Raw genomic sequence first — 21519 nt, 5'->3', positions numbered from 1 at the left:
GGCTGCGCGCGCATGGACGAGGACAAAGAGGCCGCCTTCTTATTCGAGTTCTTCGTCGAGAACGTCATCATGCCGCCGGGACGATGGGTGCTGGACCAAGTTGGAGTGCGCCACACGCATGAGCATGAGATCGCGGCGCTTTTCACTGGACTGGCGTTCTGGGCGTTCGCCGTTTTCCTCGTGTTCGCCCTGGTTCTCGGGTGGTGAGGCGTCCGCTATTCGTCGTCGGCGAATTCGGAGAAGATCGCGCGGGTCAGGCGCCAGCCGCGCGGCTTGGCGCGCTTGACCGGCTCGCCTTCGGGATGCTTCACGAAGACGGGCTTGCTTTCCTTGCCGCGCTGGGGCGGCGGCCAATGCGCCAGGTGCGTGCCGGTGGTCTCGCTGGCGCGCAAATACATCGATGACAGACCTTTGCGGTCGGACGAGCCTTTCATGGCCTCAACTCTCCTGCACCGGAATCGTTGGTCAAACATGTTGACAACAGGTTAACGCGCGCGGTTTAAGGCCGGCCAATTCGCCGCAGGCAAAGCTCAGGTTGCGATCCATGCTGTCTCAATTCGCAATAATTATTGAGTATATGGTTCCTTCCGAATTTCGCTAAAAACCGGACGTGTCGTTTAGGCGATTTTTCGACGATTTGGGGGATAGTGATCCGCATGTGCGGGATTGTCGGCATTCTCGGGCGCAAGCCGGTTGCAGAGCAGCTGGTGGATTCGCTCAAACGTCTTGAATATCGCGGTTACGACTCGGCCGGCGTCGCGACGCTCGAAGGCCGGCATCTCGAGCGCCGCCGCGCCGAGGGCAAGCTGAAGAACCTGGAGAAGCGGCTGGAAGCCGAGCCGCTCAAGGGCACCACCGGCATCGGCCACACCCGCTGGGCCACTCACGGCAAGCCGACCGTCAACAACGCCCATCCGCACGCGACCGAGCGCGTCGCCGTGGTTCACAACGGCATCATCGAGAATTTCCGCGAGCTGCGCGAGGAGCTCGAGAAGAAGGGCACGGTGTTCAACACCGAGACCGACACCGAGATCGTGCTGCATCTCGTCGACGATCTCTTGGCGCGCGGCAACAAGCCCGTGGAAGCGGTCAAGCTGGCGCTGGGGCGCCTGCGCGGCGCGTTTGCGCTTGGCTTCATCTTCGCCGGCGACGACGACCTGATGATCGGCGCCCGCAATGGTCCGCCGCTTGCGATCGGCTATGGCGACGGCGAGATGTATCTCGGCTCGGACGCCATCGCGCTCGGCCCGTTCACCGACACGATCAGCTATCTCGAGGACGGCGATTGGGTCGTGCTGACCCGCAAGAGCGCGACGATTTTCGACAAGGACGGCAACGCCGTCCAGCGCGACAAGATCAAGCACGCCGCCTCGACCTCGCTGGTCGACAAGGCCAATTACCGCCACTTCATGGCCAAGGAGATCCACGAGCAGCCGGAAGTGGTCGGTCACACGCTGGCGCGCTACGTCGACATGGCGACCGAGCGCGTCGCGCTGCCGGTCAAGCTGCCGTTCGACTTCAGGAACGTCCAGCGCATCAACATCACCGCGTGCGGCACCGCGAGCTATGCCGGCTACGTCGCAAAATACTGGTTCGAGCGCTTTGCGAGGCTGCCGGTCGAGGTCGATGTCGCCTCCGAATTCCGCTACCGCGAGGCGCCCTTGCGCAAGGGCGATCTCGCCATCTTCATCTCGCAGTCGGGCGAGACTGCCGACACGCTGGCGGCACTGCGTTATGCCAAGGCCGAGGGCGTGCACACGATCGCCGTCGTCAACGTGCCGACCTCGACGATGGCCCGCGAGAGCGAGACCGTGCTGCAGACGCTTGCCGGCCCCGAGATCGGCGTCGCCTCGACCAAGGCCTTCACCTGCCAGCTGATGGTGCTGGCCAACCTTGCGATCGCGGCCGGCAAGGCGCGCGGCGAATTGTCCGACGAGGACGAGACCAAGCTGGTCCACGGCCTGGTCGAGGTGCCGCGCCTGATGGCGGCTGCACTCACCACCGAGCTCCAGATCGAGAAGCTCGCGCATCGGATCGCCAAGTCGCGCGACGTGCTCTATCTCGGCCGCGGCACCAGCTTCCCGCTCGCGCTCGAAGGCGCACTGAAGCTGAAAGAGATCTCCTACATCCACGCCGAGGGCTATGCCGCCGGCGAGCTCAAGCATGGACCGATCGCGCTGATCGACGAGACCATGCCGGTCGTCGTCATCGCGCCCCACGACCGGGTGTTCGAAAAAACCGTCTCCAACATGCAGGAGGTCGCCGCCCGCGGCGGCAACATCATCCTGATGACGGACGCCAAGGGCGCGGAAGAGGCGACCGTCGAGTCCCTCGTCACCATCGTCATGCCCGATATGGCGGCGGCGTTCGCGCCGATGGTCTATGCCGTCCCCGTGCAGCTGCTCGCCTATCACACCGCTGTCGTCATGGGCACCGACGTCGACCAGCCGCGCAACCTCGCGAAATCGGTGACCGTGGAATAGGCAGGAGGGATCCGGTCGGAGCGCTTCGTGGTCTTCCAAAACCTGCTAGAAGACCCTAGCTTGTGTGCTGCGACCGACTTGGAACCCGAATGACCCCCCGCGACGACGCGCCTGCGCCTCTTGATCCCATTCCGGAACCGCATACCGGCCTGATGGGCCGCTTCCGCAATTATTTCCTGACCGGCCTCGTCGTCACGGGGCCGATCGCGATCACGCTGTACCTGGTGTGGTGGTTCGTCACCTGGGTCGACGGAGTGGTGCGGCCGTTCGTGCCGCTGGCCTACCGGCCGGAAACCTATCTGCCTTACGTCATTCCCGGTTGGGGACTGGTTGTCGCGTTCTTCACGCTGACGCTTGTCGGCTTCCTTGCTGCTAATCTGATCGGCAGGACGCTGGTCGATGTCGGCGAGACCTTCCTCGGCCGGATCCCGGCGGTGCGCGCCATCTATCGCGGCCTGAAGCAAGTCTTCGAGACGCTGTTCTCGGGCAAGGGCTCGAGCTTCCGGAAAGTGGGCCTGGTCGAATTTCCCTCGCCGGGCATGTGGTCGATCGTGCTGATCTCGCAATCGCCGAACGAGGACATTGCGCGCAACCTGCCGGGGCAGGAGGAGCACGTCTCGGTGTTCCTGCCGTGCTCGCCAAACCCGACCACCGGCTTCTTCTTCTATGTCCCGAAGAGCAAGATCATCGAGGTCGACCTCACGGCCGAGGATGCGGCGACACTGATCATGTCGGCCGGCGTGGTGCAGCCGGGCTCGGCGCCCGATCCGAAGAAGGCCGCGGCCCTCGCGGGCATGGCCAATGCCGCGCGTATCGCCAACGCGTCGGCGCTTCAGCCTGAGCCTGCGAAGGTGGAGTAGGGCCATTCCGTTGCGGGATGGCGTCGGTCACGCGCACGTTGGCATCCTCTGCTATTCTCCCGTCGAGCCGAGCGCCTCGCTCGGCGCTCGACCTGGAGTGCATGATGTCCAAGACCATTGCGATCCTCGCGCCCGGCGCCATGGGCAGCGCCGTCGCCCGCCGTCTCAGCGAGCATGGCGCGCGCGTGCTGACGTCCTTGAAGGGGCGGAGCGAGGCGACGCAAAAACGCGCAGCGGATGCCGGCATGATCGGCGCCGATGACGATGCGATCGCCGGCGCCGACATCATTCTTTCGATCGTGCCTCCGGGCGAAGCCGTCGCGCTGGCTGATTGGCTGGCCGGGCTGATCGTCAGCCGCGAGCACAAGCCGGTCGTGGTTGATTGCAACGCCGTCAACGTCGACACCGTGCGTGGGATTGAGGAGATCATCGGCTCGGCGCAGGCGCCGTTCGTCGATGCCGGCATCATCGGCTTTCCGCCGCAAGCAGGGGCTAAGAGTCCGGCCTTCTACATGTCCGGCGAGCACGCCAAGGACGTCGCGGTGCTGAAGGAATTTGGCCTCGACGTGCGGATCGTCGAAGGTCCGGTCGGCGCGGCCTCGGCGCTGAAGATGTCCTATGCCGGCATCGTCAAGGGCCTCGCCGGCATCGGCTCGGCCATGGTGGTCGCGGCCACGAAAGCGGGCGCCGCCGATGCGCTGCGCGACGAGCTTGCGCTCAGCCAGCCTGCGATCCTGGCCCGGCTCGAGGTCGCTCTGCCTGACATGATTCCGAAGGCCTATCGCTGGGTCGCGGAGATGCGGGAGATTTCAGGTTTCCTCGGGTCCGATCATCCGGCCAGCCAGATCTACGAAGGCTTCGCGCGCTGGTTCGAGCATCTGGCGGAAGATGCGAAGGGCGAGGCTGTGGATGCGGAACTGATGAAGGCATTTGCCGCGGGGATCGCGCGGAAGAAGGCCTGATCGTTTTGGCTCACTCGCCGTTCAACGAAACCGAGTCCAGAAAGCCCTGAATGTCCCGGTCGCGTCTCAGGCGCACGACGGGGACATGGGGGCCGTATCGCAGGCGCTCGGCCTCGATGACGGGCACGCGCTCGGTGTCGTAGCGCCAGGCCTCCTTCATCAGCTTCCAGTCGAACTGTTCCGGACACCCCTCGGGCAGATCGGGCCGAGTCGTGTCGCGATCGAAGGACGAGCGCCAGAGAATGCGCCACTGGCAGTGCCAGCGCGGACGGTCGATGACGACGAGAATATCGGCGCGCCCGATCGTGAGATCGAAGGCCAGCCCCGAGAAGCTGCCGTCAACGACCCAAGCGTCGCCCGCGATCGCTTGCGTAACGCGCGCCCGAAAGCCGGCCGTGTCGGAGGGGGTCCATCCCGGCCGCCAGTAGAGCACGTCGAGATGCACCACGGGCAGGTCGAGCTTTCGCCCGAGCTTTAGGGCAAGGCTCGTCTTTCCGCTTCCCTGCGAGCCAACGACGATGATCCGGCGCATGGCGGGAAGGTTTGCATGAAGTCGGCCCGTGGCGAAAGGGGCAGTCTTCTGAACCGGCTCCATCCCCGTCATTGCGAGCCAGCGGGTCCGCGCGAAGCGCGACCCGTTGGCTCGCAATGACGGGGAGCAGACGCCGCGGAGCCCATCTGTTATTGTCTCTGCGGAGCAGTTCGTGTGCAACGGGAGTTCGAATGAGAGTGCTCGTCATCGGCGCAGGGGCGCTTGGCGGCTATTACGGAGCTTGCCTGGTCCGTGCAGGCCGCGACGTGACCTTTCTCGTGCGCGAGACGCGGGCCGAGCAATTGCGGCAGAACGGATTGCGGGTCGTGAGCCCGCACGGCGATTTTGCCGTGCAGCCGAACACCCTGCTGGCAAGCGATCTCAAGGAGCCATTCGATCTCGTGCTCGTCGGCGTCAAGGCCTACTCGCTCGATGACGCGATGAGCCAGTTTGCGCCCGCCGTCGGCACGAGCACGATGATCCTTCCGATCCTGAACGGGCTGAAGCATGTCGACGCTCTCGCCACAAGGTTCGGCGCCGCTCGCGTCCTCGGCGGTCTCGCCAATGTCAGTGCCGGGTTGGACGCGGATGGCCGGGTCGTTCAGTTCATGGCCAACCAGACCATCATCTTCGGCGAGATCGAGGGCGCACTAAGTGAACGCGCGCTCGCGCTGGAGATGCTGCTCGGTGTTCCCGGTATCGACGTGCGCGCCAGCGAAGCGATCATGCAGGACATGTGGGAGAAGTTCGTGCAGCTCTCGACGCTCGCCGGCATCACCTGCCTGATGCGTGCAAGCATCGGAGACATCCTGGCCGTGCCCAACGGCGAGCAGTCGATTTTCCGCCTGTTCGCCGAATGCTGCGCCGTTGCGACGGCCTCGGGATACGAGCCGCGTGCACCGTTCATCGAGTTCGACCGCAAACTGTTCACGACGCTGGACTCGCCGCTGAAGGCCTCGATGCTGCGCGACATCGAACGCGGTTCGGTCACCGAGTCCGAACATATCCTCGGCGACATGGCGAACCGGGCCCGCAGGCTTGGCATCGAGACGCCGCTGCTGGATCTCGCCCGCGCGCATGTGGCGGCTTACGAGGTCGGGCGACGAAGGGCGGCAGGTTAGCCCGCCCCGATCAGCGGAATCGCCTCGTCTCGCTCATACAGATACAGCAGGCACCGCAACGCCTCGCCGCGCTCGCCCTTCAGCTTCGGATCCTCCTTGAGGATGCGGAGCGCTTCGTCTCTTGCCTGGGCGATGAGCTGGCCATGCACCTCCGGGCGCGCGATGCGGTAGCCGGGCAGGCCGCTCTGGCGCACGCCCAGCACGTCGCCTTCGCCGCGCAGCTTCAGGTCTTCCTCGGCGATGCGGAACCCGTCGGTGGTCTCGCGGATCACTTTCAGGCGGGCCTTCGACATCTCGCCGAGCGGCTCCGAGTAGAGCAGGATGCAGGTCGAGGCCTCCGAGCCGCGCCCGATCCGGCCGCGCAGCTGGTGCAGCTGGGCAAGGCCGAAGCGCTCGGCATTCTCGATCACCATGATGGTCGCCGCCGGCACGTCGACGCCGACCTCGACCACGGTGGTCGCGACCAGAAGGCCGATCTCATGGGCGGCGAACTGGCCCATGACCCGGTCCTTCTCGGTGCCCTTCATCTGGCCGTGGACGAGGCCAACGCGGTCGCCGAAACGCTTTTGCAGGCTCTCGAAACGCTTGGTCGCGTTCGTGAGGTGCTCGATGCCCTCGGCTTCGGATTCCTCGACCAGCGGGCAGATCCAGTAGACCAGCTTGCCCGCTTGCAGCGCGCGTCCGACGCCGTCCATGACCTCGCCGAGCCGGCTCATGGCGACGGCGCGGGTGTCGATCGGCTGCCGGCCGGCGGGCTTCTCGCGCAGCTCGGAGACGTCCATGTCGCCGAAATAGGTCAGCACCAGCGTGCGCGGGATCGGTGTGGCGCTGAGCACGAGCACGTCGACGGCTTCGCCCTTGGACGTGAGCGCGAGCCGCTCGCGCACGCCAAAGCGATGCTGTTCGTCGACCACGGCGAGCGCGAGATCGTGAAAGATCACGTCGTCCTGGATCAGGGCATGGGTGCCGACGAGCAGGTCGATCTCGCCTGCGGCGAGCTGGGTGACGATCTCGCGCCGCTCCTTGCCTTTCTCGCGGCCAGTGAGGATCGCGACCCGCATGCCGGCGCGCTCGGCGAGCGGGGCGATGGTCTTGATGTGCTGGCGCGCCAGGATTTCCGTCGGAGCCATCAGCGCGGCCTGCTTGCCGACCTCGGCGACGGCGGCGGCCGCGAGCAGCGCCACGACCGTTTTGCCGGAGCCGACGTCGCCCTGCAGCAGTCGCAGCATGCGCACCGGCTGCTTCAGATCCTCGGCGATGGCCGCCGCAGCGCTGCGTTGCGAGGGCGTGAGCGCGTAGGGCAGGGCGTCGATGATCTTGTTGCGCAGATGTCCGTCGCCGGCATTGCGCACGCCGGCGGGGCGGCGGAGTTGCGCGCGGATCAGGGCGAGCGCGAGCTGGCCGGCCAGGAGCTCGTCAAAGGCGAGGCGCGACCAGAACGGCTGATCGGGCAGGATGTCCGTCAGCTCGACCGGCTGGTGCACGCGGGTGAGCGCTTCGGCGATCGGCGGAAAATTGCAGCGTCGCATCACCTCCGGGCTGATCCATTCCGGCAGGGCCGGCAGCTTCTGCAGCGCCTGCGCGATCGCGCGGCGGAGCGAGCCGAGCGCGAGGCCTTCGGTCAGCGGATAGACCGGATCGATGCCCGAGAGCTTCGAGATCGCTTCCTCGTCCAGCACGCGGTCCGGATGCACGATCTGCGGGATGCCGTCGTACATCTGAAGCGTGCCGGAGACGTAGCGGTTCTCGCCGACCGGCAGCAGCTTTTCGACATAGCCCGGCTTGGCGCGGAAGAAGGTCAGCACGACGTCACCGGTGTCGTCGCTGGCGTAGACCAGATACGGCGCGCGCGCGTTGCGCGGCGGGGGCGGGCGATGACGGTCGACGGTGACCTCCAGCGTCACCATGGTTCCCTGCACCGCGTCACGGATTTTCGGCCGCGCCCGGCGGTCGATCACCTGGCTCGGCAAATGCAGCAACAGATCGACCAGCCGCGGCGTCTCGCTCCGGCTGAGCAAATACTGCAGCAGCTTGTCCTGTTTCGGACCGACGCCGGGCAGGCTGGTCACGGCAGCAAACAGCGGATTCAGGAGACTGGGGCGCATGGATGCGAATCTAGGATCGTTTCGGCCCGTCATGCCCGGCTTTGTGCCGGGCATCCACGTCTTTTTTCGTACCCCGCGCGGGCCACCGGGCCATGCCAAATCGAGGGCTGACACGGCCACCCCGAGTGGCTATATCACCCCGGCCCGGCACGTCCGGGCTTTCTGCGTTTGACTGGATTTGAGACATGACGGGAACGACACGATCGAGCAGCGGGCTGGACGATCGCCGCAAGCGGCTGCTGTTCCGCTGCTGGCACCGCGGCACGCGCGAGATGGACCTGATCCTCGGCCGCTTCGCGGATGCCGAGATCGGCAGTCTGTCGGACGACGAGCTGACGCAGCTCGAGACGCTGCTCGAGGTCAACGATCCCGATCTCTATGCCGCCATCACCGGCGACAAGGTGCTGCCGGCCGATGTCACCGGCGCGGTGTTTGCCCGCATCAAGTCCTATCCGATCGCGGACGGCGGCGTATGAAACCGGGGATGAAATCTCCGGCCGAGCTGCTTGCGCCCGGCCGGGCGCTGACGCTTGCCAATGTCGCGGAAGGCGCCGAAGGTCTCGTCGTCTCCGATCTCGCCCGGGCCATCGCGGCGCGGCCGAAGAAGCCGGCGGTCAGCCTTGCGGTGGTCTGCCGCGACGGGCCGCGCATGCAGCAGCTCGAACGCGCGCTGCAGTTCTTCGCCCCGGATTTGCCGGTGCTGACCTTCCCAGCCTGGGACTGCCAGCCCTATGACCGCGTCTCGCCGCATGGCGGCATCCTGGCGCAACGCCTGACGACGCTGGCCCGGCTTGCATCTCTGACCGGCAGCGACAAGCCGCTGATCGTGCTGACGACGGTAAATGCCGTCGTGCAGCGCGTGCCCGCGCGCGAGCTCGTCGCGGCGCAGGCGCTGTCGGTTGCCCCCGGCAATGTCGTGCCGATGGACACCATCGTCGCCTGGCTCGAGCACAACGGCTACAACCGCTCCTCGACCGTGCGTGAGCCCGGCGAATATGCCGTGCGCGGCGGCATCCTGGACCTGTTTCCGGCCGGCCTCGAGCAGCCGGTTCGCTTCGATTTCTTCGGCGACAGCCTGGAATCGATCCGCTCCTTCGATGCCGAGACCCAGCGCACGCTGCTCGATATGCGCTCGCTCGACCTGGTGCCGATCTCGGAATTCCAGCTCGTCACCGACACCATCCGCCGTTTCCGCATGGGCTACGTTGCCGAGTTCGGCGCGCCAGAGCGCGACGATGCGCTGTATGAGGCCGTCAGCGAAGGCCGCCGCCATCCCGGCATGGAGCACTGGCTGCCGCTGTTCCAGGACCGGATGGACACGCTGTTCGACTACCTGCAAGGCGCAGCCGTCGCAATCGAGCCGCAGGCCGAGGACGCGATCCGCGAGCGCTTCAAGCAGATCCAGGACTATTACGAGGCCCGGCGCGACGCGATGGAGCATCCCGGCGGCGGCGCGATCTACAAGCCGCTGCCGCCTGACCGGCTCTATCTCACCGCCGAGGAATGGACCAAGCGCGAGAGCGACATGCCGCTGGTGCGGCTGACGCAGTTCTCGGTTCCGGCGGACGGGACGAGCGTCGTCGACGCCGGTGCGCGCAAGGGCCGCGACTTCGCGCCGGAGCGCAACGACACCAACGTCAACGTGTTCGAATCCGTGGTCGGCCACGTCATGGCGCTGCAGGCCCAGCGCAAGAAGGTCGTGATCGCGCTGTGGAGCGAAGGCTCGCGCGACCGCATGACGTCGATGCTGCGCGACCACAAGCTGACCCACACCACCGGCGTCAACTCCTGGCGCACCGTGCAGGCGACCCCGCGCAACGAGACCATGCTCGCGGTGCTCGGCCTCGAGAGCGGTTTCGAGACCGACGAGATCGCTATTATCAGCGAGCAGGACATCCTCGGCGATCGCCTGGTACGGCCGCGCAAGGCGAGCCGGAAGCTCGACAATTTCATCTCGGAGGTGACGAGCCTTGCCGCCGGCGACATCGTCGTCCATGTCGACCACGGCATCGGCCGTTTCATCGGCCTGCAGACGCTGGACGTTGCCGGTGCCCCGCACGACTGCCTCGAGCTGCACTATGCTGCCGAGACGAAGCTGTTTCTTCCCGTCGAGAACATCGAGCTGCTGTCGCGTTACGGCTCCGACCAGACGACGGTCGAACTGGATCGCCTGGGCGGCGGCGGCTGGCAGACCCGCAAGGCGAAACTCAAGAACCGCATCCGCGAGATCGCGGGCGAATTGATCAAGATCGCGGCCGCGCGCCATCTGCACGAGGCGCCCAAGCTGCCGGTGCAGGCGGGCCTTTACGATGAGTTCTGCGCGCGCTTCCCCTATGACGAGACTGAGGACCAGCTCGGGGCGATCGAATCCACCCTGAAGGACCTCGAACTCGGCCGTCCCATGGACCGGCTGATCTGCGGCGACGTCGGTTTCGGCAAGACCGAGGTGGCGTTGCGCGCAGCGTTTGCCGTGGCGCTCGAGGGCAAGCAGGTTGCGGTCGTGGTGCCGACCACGCTGCTCGCACGCCAGCACGCAAAGACCTTCACCGAGCGCTTCAAGGGCTTTCCGGTCAACGTGGCGCAGGCTTCGCGGCTGATCGCGACCAAGGAGCTGAACCAGGTCAAGAAGGGCATTGCCGACGGCTCGGTCGATATCGTCGTCGGCACCCACGCGCTGCTCGGCAAGGCGATCAAGTTCCGCGATCTCGGCCTCGTGATCGTCGACGAAGAGCAGCATTTTGGCGTCACCCACAAGGAGCGGCTGAAAGCGCTTCGCTCCGAGGTGCACGTGCTGACGCTGTCGGCAACGCCGATCCCGCGCACGCTGCAGCTGGCGCTCACCGGCGTGCGCGAGCTCTCGATCATCGCTTCGCCGCCCGTAGATCGCCTCGCGGTGCGCACCTTCGTCGCTCCGCATGATCCGCTGATGATCCGCGAGGCGCTGCTGCGCGAGCGTTATCGCGGCGGGCAGGCGTTCTACGTGGTGCCGCGCATCGACGATCTCGCCGAGGTCAAGGATTTCCTCGACAAGAACGTGCCGGAGATGAAGGTCGCGGTCGCGCACGGCCAGATGCCGCCGGCCGTGATCGAGGACATCATGACCGCATTCTACGACGGCAAATATGACATCCTGCTGTCGACCACGATCGTGGAATCCGGCCTCGACATTCCCAACGCCAACACGCTGATCGTGCATCGCGCCGACATGTTCGGCCTGGCGCAACTCTATCAGCTGCGCGGCCGGGTCGGCCGTTCCAAGCTGCGCGCCTATGCGCTGTTCACGTTGCCGGCGCAGCAGAAGATCACCGCGCAGGCCGAGCGCCGGCTCACCGTGCTGCAGTCGCTGGAGACGCTGGGCGCCGGCTTCCAGCTCGCCTCGCACGACCTCGACATCCGCGGCGCCGGCAATCTCTTGGGCGAGGAGCAGTCCGGCCACATCAAGGAGGTCGGCTTCGAGCTCTATCAGTCGATGCTGGAGGAGGCGATCGTCAACCTCAAGGCCGGCGTCTCCGAGCCCGCCGCCGACCGCTGGTCGCCGTCGATCACGATCGGCATGCCGGTGCTCATCCCGGAGGACTATGTCGGCGACCTCTCGGTGCGGCTGTCGCTGTACCGGCGCCTTGCCGATCTCGACACCGAGGAGGAGATCGAGAACTTTGGCGCCGAGATGCGCGACCGCTTCGGCGTGCTGCCGGACGAGGTGCGCTACCTGTTCAAGGTCGCCGCGATCAAGGCGTTCTGCCGAAGGGCCAATGTCGAGAAGATCGACGCCGGCCCGAAGGGCGCCGTGATCGTCTTCCGCGACAATTCCTTCGCCCATCCCGACCGCCTCGTCACCTTCATCCGCAGCCACGGCCAAGCCGCCAAGGTGCGGCCCGACATGAAGGTGGTGTTCCTGCAGGACTGGGAGACCCCGGAAGAGCGTCTCGCCGGCACAACCGAGATCATGCGGCAGCTGGCGCAACTCGCCGAGAGCAAGAAGGCGGCGTGAGCTTCAGGTCTCACCTCTTCATTGCGAGGAGCCCTTGCGACGAAGCAATCCAGAATCTTTCCGCGGAGAGAGCCTGGATTGCTTCGCTACGCTCGCAATGACGGTGCTTGTTGCAGCAGTTCGCGAAAGAACTACGACGCGGCCCTTGACGCATCCGCCGACAGCCGCGCCAGCAGCGACCGTGCCGTATCCGAGGGCGACAGCGAATCCACGCTGACCACGGGATCGCTGCGCATCTCGTGCTTGCCGTTCGAGGTATGCCTCATCACCGCCGACAGACGCCGCGCGATCATATGGGCCGTGCGGAAGTCGGTCTCCGCGAACACCACGATGACCGAGCCGTCCTTCTGCGCCACGCCGAAATCCATCTGCCGCATCAGGCGGCTGAGGATGCGCGCGGCGTCGAGCTGGGCGCGGGAATTACCGGGGTCGAAGGCGAAACGTGCGACAGACAGGCCGCCGCCGCGGGCCAGCGTCTGCTCGACCGCTTTGGCAAAATCGCGGGCGAAGGCTTCCGCCGTGAGCAGGCCGCTGCGCGGATCGAGCCAGCCGCCGGCATCGATCGAGCGCAGCGTGCGGCTCAATTGGGCTTCCATCGCGTGCTGGCGGATCAGCGGCAACGCATTGGCCGCGACCTTGGCCGGCTCGCCCGGGATCAGCTCGAGATTGGGCAGGTCGTAGGTCTGCGTCAGCTGGTGCGCGGTGACGACCACCGGCAGGCTGCGGAAGCGGGTGTCCTCGGCGAGCACCGTGAGAAAGGCGTCGGTGACGCGCGCGGTGAAACCTTCGGCGAGCACGACGCCGTCGAGGTCGCGGGTGTTGAGGTGTTTCGCGGCGGCCTCGATCGAGAGCGCACCGACGACGCCGACGCGTTCGCCGAGCGCGACGGAAAGCGCGGGGTAGGCCGCGCCGCGGCCGATCAGGAGCACGGTGGCATCGCGTGCGGGGTCACCTTGCGGCAGCGCGACCTTCACTTCGGGTAGCCGGCGCAGCACCGTGGCGTGGAGCGTGCGCACGCGCAGCGCGGCGCGAAGCCGTGCGATCAGGCGGTCGGGATTGCCGCCGCGCAAGGAGAAGGGCAGGGCATTGCGAGGCAGCGTGCCCGCCGCATCCACGGCGACGAAAGGAAGATAAGGCGATTGCTCGGCGATCTTCTTTGCGAGCGCAGCCAGATGCGGCTCATGTCCGCCATGCATCACGGCGAGAATTGCAGCTGGCTGCACCTCTTCGACCGCGCGGGCCGCGCTGGCCCAGTCGGTATCGACCACGGGAAACAGCCGGGCCTCGTCCAGCGCCCCGACGAAGGGCGGCCGATCGGCATTGGACACAAAAAGGATCGGGCCCGCCTGGGACATTCGGAAACTCTGATCACGCAACAGATGCCGCGCAATCTAGTTTGGCCGCCTTAATGCAGCGTCAACGTATCAGGCGAAACTGCGCCTAGACCGGCCCGGAGCGGTCGCGAAAAGCCTCGACCATCAGGGGGTTAAGCCCGAGCTCGCTGAGCGCCTCGCGGGCGCGGGCGTTGTCCTGGGCGCGTCCGGCCAGCCTGTGACCGGAAAGCCGGTCGGGCAGCGCGGTGAGCAGGGCGCCCTGGCCGAGCCGGCGTGCCCATTCCTGGAGATCGTTGGAGAGGAAGCGGTAGCCGCCGACGGCCATGATGCCGGAGGGTGGCGCGGTGATGCAGATTGCGCCGCTCGGGCGGTCGAGCCGTGCGGCATAACCGGTATCGACATAGTCGCGCGGCGGCTGCGCCGTCAGGGTTTCACCGACCGGCTGCGGCGGGGCATAGGCCGCGATCGGCACCATCGCGCCGCGCAGGCCGAGCGTGCCCTTCGGCGTCAGCAGGATCTCGCCGGCAATGGACGAGCCCATCTGCTCGCGCGGAGCGCCGTGCGGCCCGGGCATGACTGCCACCGGCATGCCGTCCTCGCCGCGGCGGGCACCGAACAGGCCGGCCTCGCCGAACAGATAGACGTCGGTCAGCGGCGCATGGGGAGCAATCCAGGCATCGCTCGCTGCCACCTGCTCGGGCGCGCGCCACAGGCCGATGACGTTGCGTAAGGACGGCATTCGCGCCGCCAGGTCGGCATCGCCGAGCCGCAGTGCGAGCTGCGCCGGCGCGATCAGCACCTCGCATTCGTGCTCGTTGATCTGCTGCTCCAGAACGTCGTTCTCGAACGGATGATGCAGCGCCAGCGCGCCGCCGGAGAGCAGCCACACCGCGAGCGAGGAGGCGAGCCCGGCGAACGACATCGGCGCGAACGCCGCCATCAAGCTCGCACCCTGCCGGATGTCGGCTTCGAGCGACATCGCGAGCCCGCCGGCGATCAGGCTGAAATGCGGTCGCGGCACCGGACGAAAGCCTTCCGCGGTGACGTCGAAGGAGATCATCGCCGCCTTGCGACCGTCCTGGATCACGGCCCGCGTGGTGCCGGGCGGGCGGGCCAGCACGTCGTCCAGCGACGCCATGCCTTCGGGCAGATCGGTGCCGAAGCCGCAGACGTGACGGATCGAGAAGGCTTCGGCGGCCGCATGCATCGCGAGATCGGCATAGCTGACGCCATCAACCGTGCTCATGGTAACGATGGCGCGGGCCGCGGTGCGGTTGAGTGCGGCGGTCAGTTCGGCGTGGCGCCACAACAGCGGCAACACGGCGACGACGAGGCCGGCGCGGTGGGCGGCAAGCACCGTGAGCACGAACTCGACCGTGTTGGGCAGCTGGATCGCGATGACGGAATTGGCCGGCAGGCCCGATTCGACGAAATGGGCCGACAGCGCCTCGATAGCCCTGTCGGCCTCGGCGTAGCTCATTCGCCGCGGCTGGTGCCCGGTGACGCGTCCCTTGTTGAGGGGATCGAGCAAAGCGGCCGCGTGCGGCTGCCGGGTCAGCGTGCGCTGGAACAGCGTGTCGAGCGTCGGCGATGCGGCTGGCTGGTTCACGGCGTCACTTTGCTTGCGTGGCTTGCGGCTGCCCCTTCGACCACCAGGCTTCCGGCAAATAGCCGGAGAGCGAGGTGGCCTTGGGCCGTTCTATCCGATTCCAGCGCGCGATCCATTGCTCGGATACGTTAAACAGGGGGATTGTGTAGAAGCCCGCGATCAGAGCGCGGTCGAGCGCCCGCACCGACGAGACGAAATCCGTATGTTCACGGGCCTCGAGCAGGGCGGCGATCATGGCATCGATCGCCGGATCCCTGGCGCCCATGTAATTGCGGGTCCCCGGATTGTCCGCGGCCGCGCTGCCCCAGTAGAAATATTGCTCGTTGCCGGGCGACAGCGACTGGTCCCAGCGGTTCTGGATCATGTCGAATTCGAACGCGAGCCGGCGCTGGTCGAACTGCACGGGATCGACCGAGCGTACGCTCGGCTCGATGCCTGCGCGCTTGAGGTCGCGCTGGAACGCGAGCGCGATACGCTCCTGGTCGCGGGTCGTGACCAGGATCTCGAAGGTGAAGGGCGCCTTGGTGGCGCGATTGCGCAGCACCGTGCCGTCGAGATCGTAGCCGGCCTCGGACAGCAGTTTCAGCGCCGCGCGCAGCGTGGTGCGGTCGCGTCCCGATCCGTCGGTCACGGGAAGGCGGTAGCTGCCATCCATGACGTCGGGCGGAATTCGGGCGGCGAACGGTTTGAGAAGCTCTCGTTCGCGCGCGTCCGCTGGCCGGCCATAGGCCGACAGGTCGGAACCCGCGAAATAACCGGCAACGCGCGAATAGAGCCCGAAAAAGTAGTTGCGGTTGACCAGCTCGAAATCGAATAGCAGCGTCAGCGCCTGGCGGACGCGGATGTCGGCGAAGATCGGCCTGCGCGTGTTGAACACCAGGAATTCGGAGGGCTGCGGCAAGCCCGGCTTGACGGTGTCGCGGATCACCTCGCCGCTTTTCGCGGCCGGAAAATCGTAGCCGTCATGCCAGCGCAGCGGCTCCTGCTCGACGCGGAAATCGTAGAGACCGCGCTTGAAAGCTTCGAACTGGCCGTTGGCCTCGCGAAAATAGTCGAGCCGGATCTCGTCGAAATTGTAGAGCCCACGGTTGATGGGCAGGTCGCGGCCCCAATAGTCGGGATTGCGGGTCAGCGTCACGCTGGCGCCGGGTTTCACCGCCGTGACGCGATAGGGGCCGGAGCCAATCGGGCTCGTCAGCGTCGTTTCCTCGAAGGTCGCCACGTCGACCGCGTGCTTGGGCAAAATCGGCATCAGGCCGAGAATCAGCGGCAGCTCGCGATCATTGGCGCCTGCGAGGTCGAAGCGGACGGTGAGGGGATCTGGCGCCTCTGCCTTGACGACTTTGGTGTAGTACTGCCGGTGGTTCGGCCGGCCATGGTCGCGCAGCAGCTGCCAGGAGAACAGCACGTCTTCAGCCGTGACCTGCTTGCCGTCGGAGAAACGGGCGCGCGGATCGAGGCGGAATGTGACGAAGTTCCGCTCGTCGTCGGTTTCGACGCTCTTGGCGAGCAGGCCATAGAGTGTGAACGGCTCGTCATTGCCGCGCGCGAGCAGGCTCTCGACCACGTAGCTCCGCATCTGCTGCACGGCCAGTCCCTTGACGATGAAGGGGTTGAGGCTGTCAAAGGTGCCGAGGACACCCCAGGTCAAGCGGCCGCCCTTGGGAGCATCGGGGTTGACGTAGGGCATATGGGTGAAATCGGCCGGCATCGCCGGCTCGCCGTGCATGGCGATGGCATGGACCTGCTCGGCCCGGGCCGCGTCTGCCGACAATCCGCCGCCGAGAGCCAGGACAAGGGCAGAGGCCAACGCCAGGACGCAAAGGCGGACACCGGGGCCCTCGAAAAGGCGTTGGAATATGAACATCAGCACAGGTTGATTCGAGGACCGTCGTGCCTCGAATCCTATCACAGGGAATTTCCCCGGACGCAGCTGTGGATGTGGCCAAAGGCGCTTGTCGGCATTGATCTTTTCGTCGACCACGTTAAGAAGGCACCCAATCGCGCAAGAGCGTCGAGCCCGTCACTTATCCGCCTCAATTGACGGGGAGAGAGCCGCGCCCAACGCGGCCAGGTTCGGTGCTTCGGAGCGGTTCGGGCACTTCCCGTTCAGAAAGGGTTTTCCGCAATGAATTTCCATTACTTGGCCGCGTCCGTCCGGCCGCGCGGGCGACTTCTCGCCCTGTTGACGGCGACGGTATTGGCCGTTCCGTTTGCCGCCGAGGCTCAGGCGCCGGCTCCGGGCGCGCCCGCGCCCAAGGCGGCCCCGAAAGCCGCTCCCAAGGCTGCCCCCAAGGCTCCGGCGCCGGCCGCTCAGGCCCCCGCCCAGCAGGCCCCGGCCCAGGGCGCTCCGGCGCAGCAAGGTGCGGCCCAGCCGGCCGATCAGCAGATCCAGCTGATCTACGCCCCCTGGACCAAGTTCTGCCTGAAGGGCCAGGACGCCAACGCCAAGCAGGTCTGCTTCACCGGTAAGGACGGCCGCATCGAGTCGGGCCAGCCGGTCATCGCCGCCGTGATCATCGAGCCGGAAGGCGAGCCGAAGAAGATCCTGCGCGTGACGCTGCCGCTCGGCATGCAGCTCGTGCACGGCACCCGCATCATCGTCGACGGCAACCCGCCGCTGCAGCAACCCTATGTGATCTGCTTCCAGAACGGCTGCATGTCGGACTACGAGGCGACGCCCGAGCTCATCAACAACATGAAGAAGGGCCAGAATCTCGTTGTGCAGGCGATCAATGCCAATGGCGCGCCGCTGACCCTGCCGCTGCCGCTGGCCGGCGAATTCCAGAAGGCCTATGACGGTCCGCCGACCGATCCGAAGGTGTTCGAGGAAACCCAGAAGAAGCTTCAGGAAGAGCTGCAGAAGAAGGCCGACGAGCAGCGCAAGAAGCTCGAGCAGCAGGGTGGCGCGCCCGGCGCACCTCCGACCGCTCAAAAGTAATCGGGGGCCAGATCCCGGACACATGAAAAAGGCGCTCATCTCGAGCGCCTTTTTTGCTGGCCGCCTCTCGGAGCGACTCAATTCAGAGAGGGATTGCGCGGGCGGTAGCCGCCATCCTTATTCTTGATGAAGATCTCGGCCACCTGGGAATGCCGGATCGGCTCGCCGGATTCATCCGGCAACAGATTCTGCTCGGACACATAGGCGACGTACTCGGACTCCGCGTTCTCCGCGAGCAGGTGGTAGAACGGCTGATCCTTGTGGGGCCGCACCTCCTCGGGGATCGACAGCCACCACTCCTCGGTGTTGTTGAATTCCGGATCGATGTCGAAGATCACGCCCCGGAACGAGAAGATCCGGTGGCGCACGACCTGTCCGATCTGAAATTTGGCGGTGCGCGCTTTAATCATTCTCCGTCGATAGACCAGGATTGTGGCCGATGCTAGTGGCCTCATCTGGAATTGGCATTCACTTAAGGGGCAGATAGCCCCCAAGTCTTCAGAAAACACTTCATCAATGGTCGATATCCTCAATCTGGCGCTACCTTATTTCGGTCTGATCTTCGTCGGTTTCGCCTGCGGCAAAGTCAAATCCCTGCCGGAATCGGGCCTCGCCTGGATGAACTTCTTCCTGCTCTACGTGTCGCTGCCGGCGCTGCTGTTTGCGATCATGTCCAAGACGCCGTTCGCCGAATTGAACAACCCGCCGTTCCTGGTCGCGACCACGCTGTCCACCGTCGCCGCGTTCACCCTGGCGCTGGTCGTGGGCAAGGTTTTCGGCCGGCTGACATTGCGCGAGGCGACGCTCGCAGGTCTCTCCGGCGGCTACGGCAATATCGGCTATATGGGCCCCGGGCTGGCGCTCGCCGTGCTCGGATCCAAGGCTGCGGCGCCGACTGCGCTGATCTTCTGCTGCGACAGCATCTTCCTGTTCACCATCGTGCCGCTCCTGATCGAGCTGTCCGACCGCGATCATCCCTCCATCGTGCACGCCTTCGGCGTCGTGCTGAAGCAGATCGTGCTCAACCCGCTGATCATGTCGGCCTGCTTTGGCGCGGCCTTCGCATCGCTGCATGTCGAGATGCCTGTCGCGCTCGATCGCACGATCACCTTCCTGCAGAACGCGGCGGCCCCGACCGCGCTGTTCGTGCTCGGCGTGACCGTGGCGTTGCGCCCATTCGACCGCGTCCCATGGGAGGTACCGGGTGTGATCGCAATCAAGCTGCTATTCCATCCGCTCGCGGCGTTCGGCCTGATGCTCGCGTTCGGGCCGTTCGCACAGCCCTGGGCCGCGACCGCCGTGCTGATGGCCTCGCTGCCACCGGCGCTGAACGTGTTCGTGATCGCCCGGCAGAACGATGCCTGGATCGAATCCGCCTCCGTCGCGGTGCTGCTCGGGACCTTCGCGTCCGTGGTCACGCTGACCAGCGTGATGTGGGCGATTCAGACCGGACGGCTGGCGTTTCCGTGAGCGGGCTCAGCGCCGCCAGAACTACCGCCGCCAAGTCGGCGTCAGGCCCTCGCGCATCGCAAAGCGCCTGAGCGGGCCGATGGCGCCGAGCAGGTGCATGCCGACGGCGCGGACCGGCTGCAGGGGGAGGAAATCGTTGAGCAGGGAGCGGTTGGCCATGTCGATCGCAAACGTCCGGCTCAGGATGTCCGGGCGCCGGGCGCGATCGTAGCGCTTGAGCACTTCGTCCGCGCCGGGATCCTGGCCCGCAGCGAGGGCTTCGCCGGCGAGCCGCGCGATATCGGCGGCATCGCGCAGGCCGAGATTGAGGCCCTGGGCGCCGATCGGGGGAACCACATGGGCGGCTTCGCCGACCAGCGCGATGCGGTCGCGGCCGAAGGATTTCGGGCGTTCGATCGCCAGCGGAAACAGGTTGCGCCCGGGCTCCACACTCATGCCTCCGAGGATCGAATGCGACTGCTTCTCGACCGCTGCCGACAGCTCCGCATCGCTCAAGCTCCGCAGCCGCTCGGCCTCCGCAGGTGCCGAGACCCAGACGACGCTGGAGCGGTCGCCGGGCAGGGGCACGAACACGCAGGGACCGTGTGGCGTGTGGAACTCGGTCGAGACGTTGCGATGCGGCCGCGTGTGGCAGACGTTGAAGGTCAGCGCGGTCTGCGTCAGCTCGCGCCGCGTCACCTCGATGCCGGCAGCCTGCCGGCACAGCGAATGCCGGCCGTCGGCGCCGACCACGAGGCGGGCCGAGAGAAACTGTGCGGAGGCGGTGCGGATTGCGACGTCGGCAGCTTCGATGACGATGCTTTCAGCCTCGTCGTCGAAACGGACGAGATTGGGCAGCTCTGCCGCACGCTCTTCCAGCGCCAGCATCAGCGAGCGGTTGTCGATGTTGTAGCCGAAGGCGTCGAGCGCGATTTCGTGACAGGAGAACCGGACCTCCGGCGCGCGGAACAGCCGGCCGGTGTCGTCGACGAGGCGCATGACCTCGAGCGCGGCGGCCTTGTCCTTGCATCGCGACCAGACGTCGAGCGTCTCCAGGAGTTCGACGGAGGCACCGAGCAATGCGGTGGTGCGATTGTCGGCATAGGGAACGCGGCGCGCCACCAGTGCGGTCCGGGCACCCGCCTGCGCCAGCGCGATCGCCGCGGCAAGGCCCGCAGGTCCGCCGCCGATCACGGCGGCGTCATGGAGTGTCGATGCATCTGTCATGGAACGACAAATGACACGCCCGGCGGCAAATTCAAGCCTGCTGATTTTGCCTGATTTTTCGACGAATTGTGGGACCGGGCGGCGCCCTGGCGCATGTGCAAATCGGCTTCATTCTGATAGCAGAAGCTATGGATAGCCAAGAGGATTCCCTGAAGCCCACGCCCGCGATCCGCGCCGCGGCCTTCTCGGTGCACATCTTCACCGCGTTTGGCGCGGCGGTCGCGCTGCTCGCGATGCTGGAAGCCGTGCGCGAGCACTGGGCGGCGATGTTTCAATGGCTGGGCGTGGCCCTGATCATCGACGCGATCGACGGTCCGATCGCGCGTCGGCTCGACGTCAAGAACGTGCAGCCGAACTGGTCGGGCGACGTGCTCGATCTCGTGGTCGACTTCGTCACCTACGTCTTCGTGCCAGCCTATGCGATCGTGGCCAGCGGCTTATTGCTGCCGGTCGCAGCTCCCTTGCTCGGCGTCGCCATCATCGTCACCAGCGCATTATATTTCGCCGATCTGCGCATGAAGGCGGACGACAATCATTTCCGTGGCTTCCCGGCGCTGTGGAATGCGGCGGCGTTCTATTTGTTCCTGCTGCACTGGCCGCCCCTGTGGTCGACGCTGCTGGTGGCCGCGCTCGTCGTGCTGACTTTCGTGCCGTTCCACGTGCTGCATCCGGTCCGCGTCGTGCGGCTGCGCTGGCTGACGATGTCGCTGATCGCGCTCTGGGCGGTGCTCGGCCTCTACGTGCTGGAGATGGATTTTCGCGTCGGCACCGGCGTCACCGTCGTGCTCTGCGCCATCGCGCTCTGGATCAGCTTCAGCGATTCCTTGATCCGCCTGGCAAGATCCCTCGCATGATGCAGCAATCGCAAAAGAACCGGCAAGAAACCGGCAAGCGGTCCGCTTAGC

The 21519-nt window shown here is 66.0% G+C and carries 18 protein-coding genes; 10 read left to right on the top strand and 8 right to left on the bottom strand.

What is annotated here, in order from left to right:
• Positions 1 to 12: 12 nt before the first annotated feature.
• Positions 13 to 207: a hypothetical protein gene (locus XH84_RS33290; RefSeq protein WP_128918163.1), complete on the top strand. Its 195-nt coding sequence runs from the start codon at positions 13 to 15 to the stop codon at positions 205 to 207.
• An 8-nt stretch (positions 208 to 215) separates the two neighbouring features.
• On the opposite strand, the gene XH84_RS33285 is transcribed toward XH84_RS33290, so the two are convergent.
• Complete coding sequence (locus tag XH84_RS33285; protein WP_128918162.1) at positions 216 to 434, bottom strand: hypothetical protein; 219 nt, start codon at positions 432 to 434, stop codon at positions 216 to 218.
• Positions 435 to 656: 222 nt separating this feature from the next.
• Here XH84_RS33285 and glmS point away from each other — a divergent pair, with 222 nt between their 5' ends.
• The 3 genes from glmS to XH84_RS33270 all read left to right on the top strand — a co-directional run bounded on the left by glmS (position 657) and on the right by XH84_RS33270 (position 4305).
• The gene (gene glmS, locus XH84_RS33280) at positions 657 to 2483 is read left to right on the top strand and encodes a glutamine--fructose-6-phosphate transaminase (isomerizing) (RefSeq protein ID WP_128918161.1); all 1827 of its coding nucleotides are present in this window, start codon (positions 657 to 659) and stop codon (positions 2481 to 2483) included.
• Positions 2484 to 2572: 89 nt separating this feature from the next.
• Positions 2573 to 3343, top strand: coding sequence for a DUF502 domain-containing protein (locus tag XH84_RS33275; protein ID WP_128918160.1), 771 nt, complete (start codon positions 2573 to 2575; stop codon positions 3341 to 3343).
• 104 nt (positions 3344 to 3447) lie between these two features.
• Entirely contained in the window at positions 3448 to 4305 is an 858-nt protein-coding gene (locus XH84_RS33270; RefSeq protein WP_128918159.1) for an NAD(P)-dependent oxidoreductase, read from the top strand.
• Between the two features lie 10 nt (positions 4306 to 4315).
• Here XH84_RS33270 and XH84_RS33265 read toward each other — a convergent pair whose 3' ends face one another.
• Positions 4316 to 4837, bottom strand: a complete 522-nt coding sequence (locus XH84_RS33265) for a P-loop NTPase family protein (RefSeq protein WP_128918158.1) — start codon at positions 4835 to 4837, stop codon at positions 4316 to 4318.
• 191 nt (positions 4838 to 5028) lie between these two features.
• On the opposite strand from XH84_RS33265, the gene panE reads away from it, so the two are divergent.
• Positions 5029 to 5958, top strand: coding sequence for a 2-dehydropantoate 2-reductase (gene panE / locus XH84_RS33260; RefSeq protein WP_128918157.1), 930 nt, complete (start codon positions 5029 to 5031; stop codon positions 5956 to 5958).
• Here the strand turns inward: panE and recG are convergent.
• The gene (gene recG / locus XH84_RS33255) at positions 5955 to 8063 is read right to left on the bottom strand and encodes an ATP-dependent DNA helicase RecG (RefSeq protein WP_128918156.1); all 2109 of its coding nucleotides are present in this window, start codon (positions 8061 to 8063) and stop codon (positions 5955 to 5957) included. The genes panE and recG overlap by 4 nt on opposite strands.
• Before the next feature lie 185 nt (positions 8064 to 8248).
• Here recG and XH84_RS33250 point away from each other — a divergent pair, with 185 nt between their 5' ends.
• Positions 8249 to 8539 (top strand): FAD assembly factor SdhE, encoded by a 291-nt coding sequence (locus tag XH84_RS33250; protein WP_128918155.1) that lies wholly within the window; start codon positions 8249 to 8251, stop codon positions 8537 to 8539.
• A complete protein-coding gene (gene mfd, locus XH84_RS33245) occupies positions 8536 to 12054 on the top strand; it encodes a transcription-repair coupling factor (RefSeq protein WP_128918154.1) in 3519 nt (1172 codons plus the stop codon). Before XH84_RS33250 ends, mfd begins: the two co-directional genes overlap by 4 nt.
• Positions 12055 to 12185: 131 nt before the next feature.
• Here mfd and XH84_RS33240 read toward each other — a convergent pair whose 3' ends face one another.
• The 3 genes from XH84_RS33240 to XH84_RS33230 form a co-directional block, all read right to left on the bottom strand.
• Positions 12186 to 13409, bottom strand: a complete 1224-nt coding sequence (locus tag XH84_RS33240; protein WP_128918153.1) for a GGDEF domain-containing protein — start codon at positions 13407 to 13409, stop codon at positions 12186 to 12188.
• An 85-nt stretch (positions 13410 to 13494) separates the two neighbouring features.
• On the bottom strand, positions 13495 to 14997 hold the full coding sequence (locus XH84_RS33235; protein WP_128918152.1) for a class I adenylate-forming enzyme family protein: 1503 nt from the start codon (positions 14995 to 14997) through the stop codon (positions 13495 to 13497).
• A gap of 4 nt (positions 14998 to 15001) precedes the next feature.
• Positions 15002 to 16864 carry an extracellular solute-binding protein gene (locus XH84_RS33230; protein WP_164936090.1) on the bottom strand — a complete coding sequence of 621 codons (1863 nt, stop codon included), beginning with the start codon at positions 16862 to 16864 and terminating at the stop codon, positions 15002 to 15004.
• Between the two features lie 261 nt (positions 16865 to 17125).
• Here XH84_RS33230 and XH84_RS33225 point away from each other — a divergent pair, with 261 nt between their 5' ends.
• Positions 17126 to 17938, top strand: coding sequence for an invasion associated locus B family protein (locus XH84_RS33225; protein WP_128918150.1), 813 nt, complete (start codon positions 17126 to 17128; stop codon positions 17936 to 17938).
• A 77-nt stretch (positions 17939 to 18015) separates the two neighbouring features.
• On the opposite strand, the gene hspQ is transcribed toward XH84_RS33225, so the two are convergent.
• Positions 18016 to 18348 (bottom strand): heat shock protein HspQ, encoded by a 333-nt coding sequence (gene hspQ, locus XH84_RS33220; protein WP_018317973.1) that lies wholly within the window; start codon positions 18346 to 18348, stop codon positions 18016 to 18018.
• A gap of 106 nt (positions 18349 to 18454) precedes the next feature.
• Between hspQ and XH84_RS33215 the strand changes: the two genes are divergently transcribed.
• Entirely contained in the window at positions 18455 to 19408 is a 954-nt protein-coding gene (locus XH84_RS33215; protein ID WP_128918149.1) for an AEC family transporter, read from the top strand.
• Positions 19409 to 19429: 21 nt separating this feature from the next.
• On the opposite strand, the gene XH84_RS33210 is transcribed toward XH84_RS33215, so the two are convergent.
• On the bottom strand, positions 19430 to 20614 hold the full coding sequence (locus tag XH84_RS33210) for a UbiH/UbiF family hydroxylase (RefSeq protein ID WP_128918148.1): 1185 nt from the start codon (positions 20612 to 20614) through the stop codon (positions 19430 to 19432).
• A gap of 128 nt (positions 20615 to 20742) precedes the next feature.
• Between XH84_RS33210 and pcsA the strand changes: the two genes are divergently transcribed.
• Positions 20743 to 21468, top strand: coding sequence for a phosphatidylcholine synthase (pcsA, locus tag XH84_RS33205; RefSeq protein WP_181769293.1), 726 nt, complete (start codon positions 20743 to 20745; stop codon positions 21466 to 21468).
• Positions 21469 to 21519: the final 51 nt, after the last annotated feature.

Origin of the sequence: Bradyrhizobium nanningense (assembly GCF_004114535.1) — a bacterium.
Lineage (GTDB): Bacteria > Pseudomonadota > Alphaproteobacteria > Rhizobiales > Xanthobacteraceae > Bradyrhizobium > Bradyrhizobium nanningense.
Note: the sequence above shows the minus strand (reverse complement) of the source record. Positions and strands in the feature narration are given on the sequence as shown.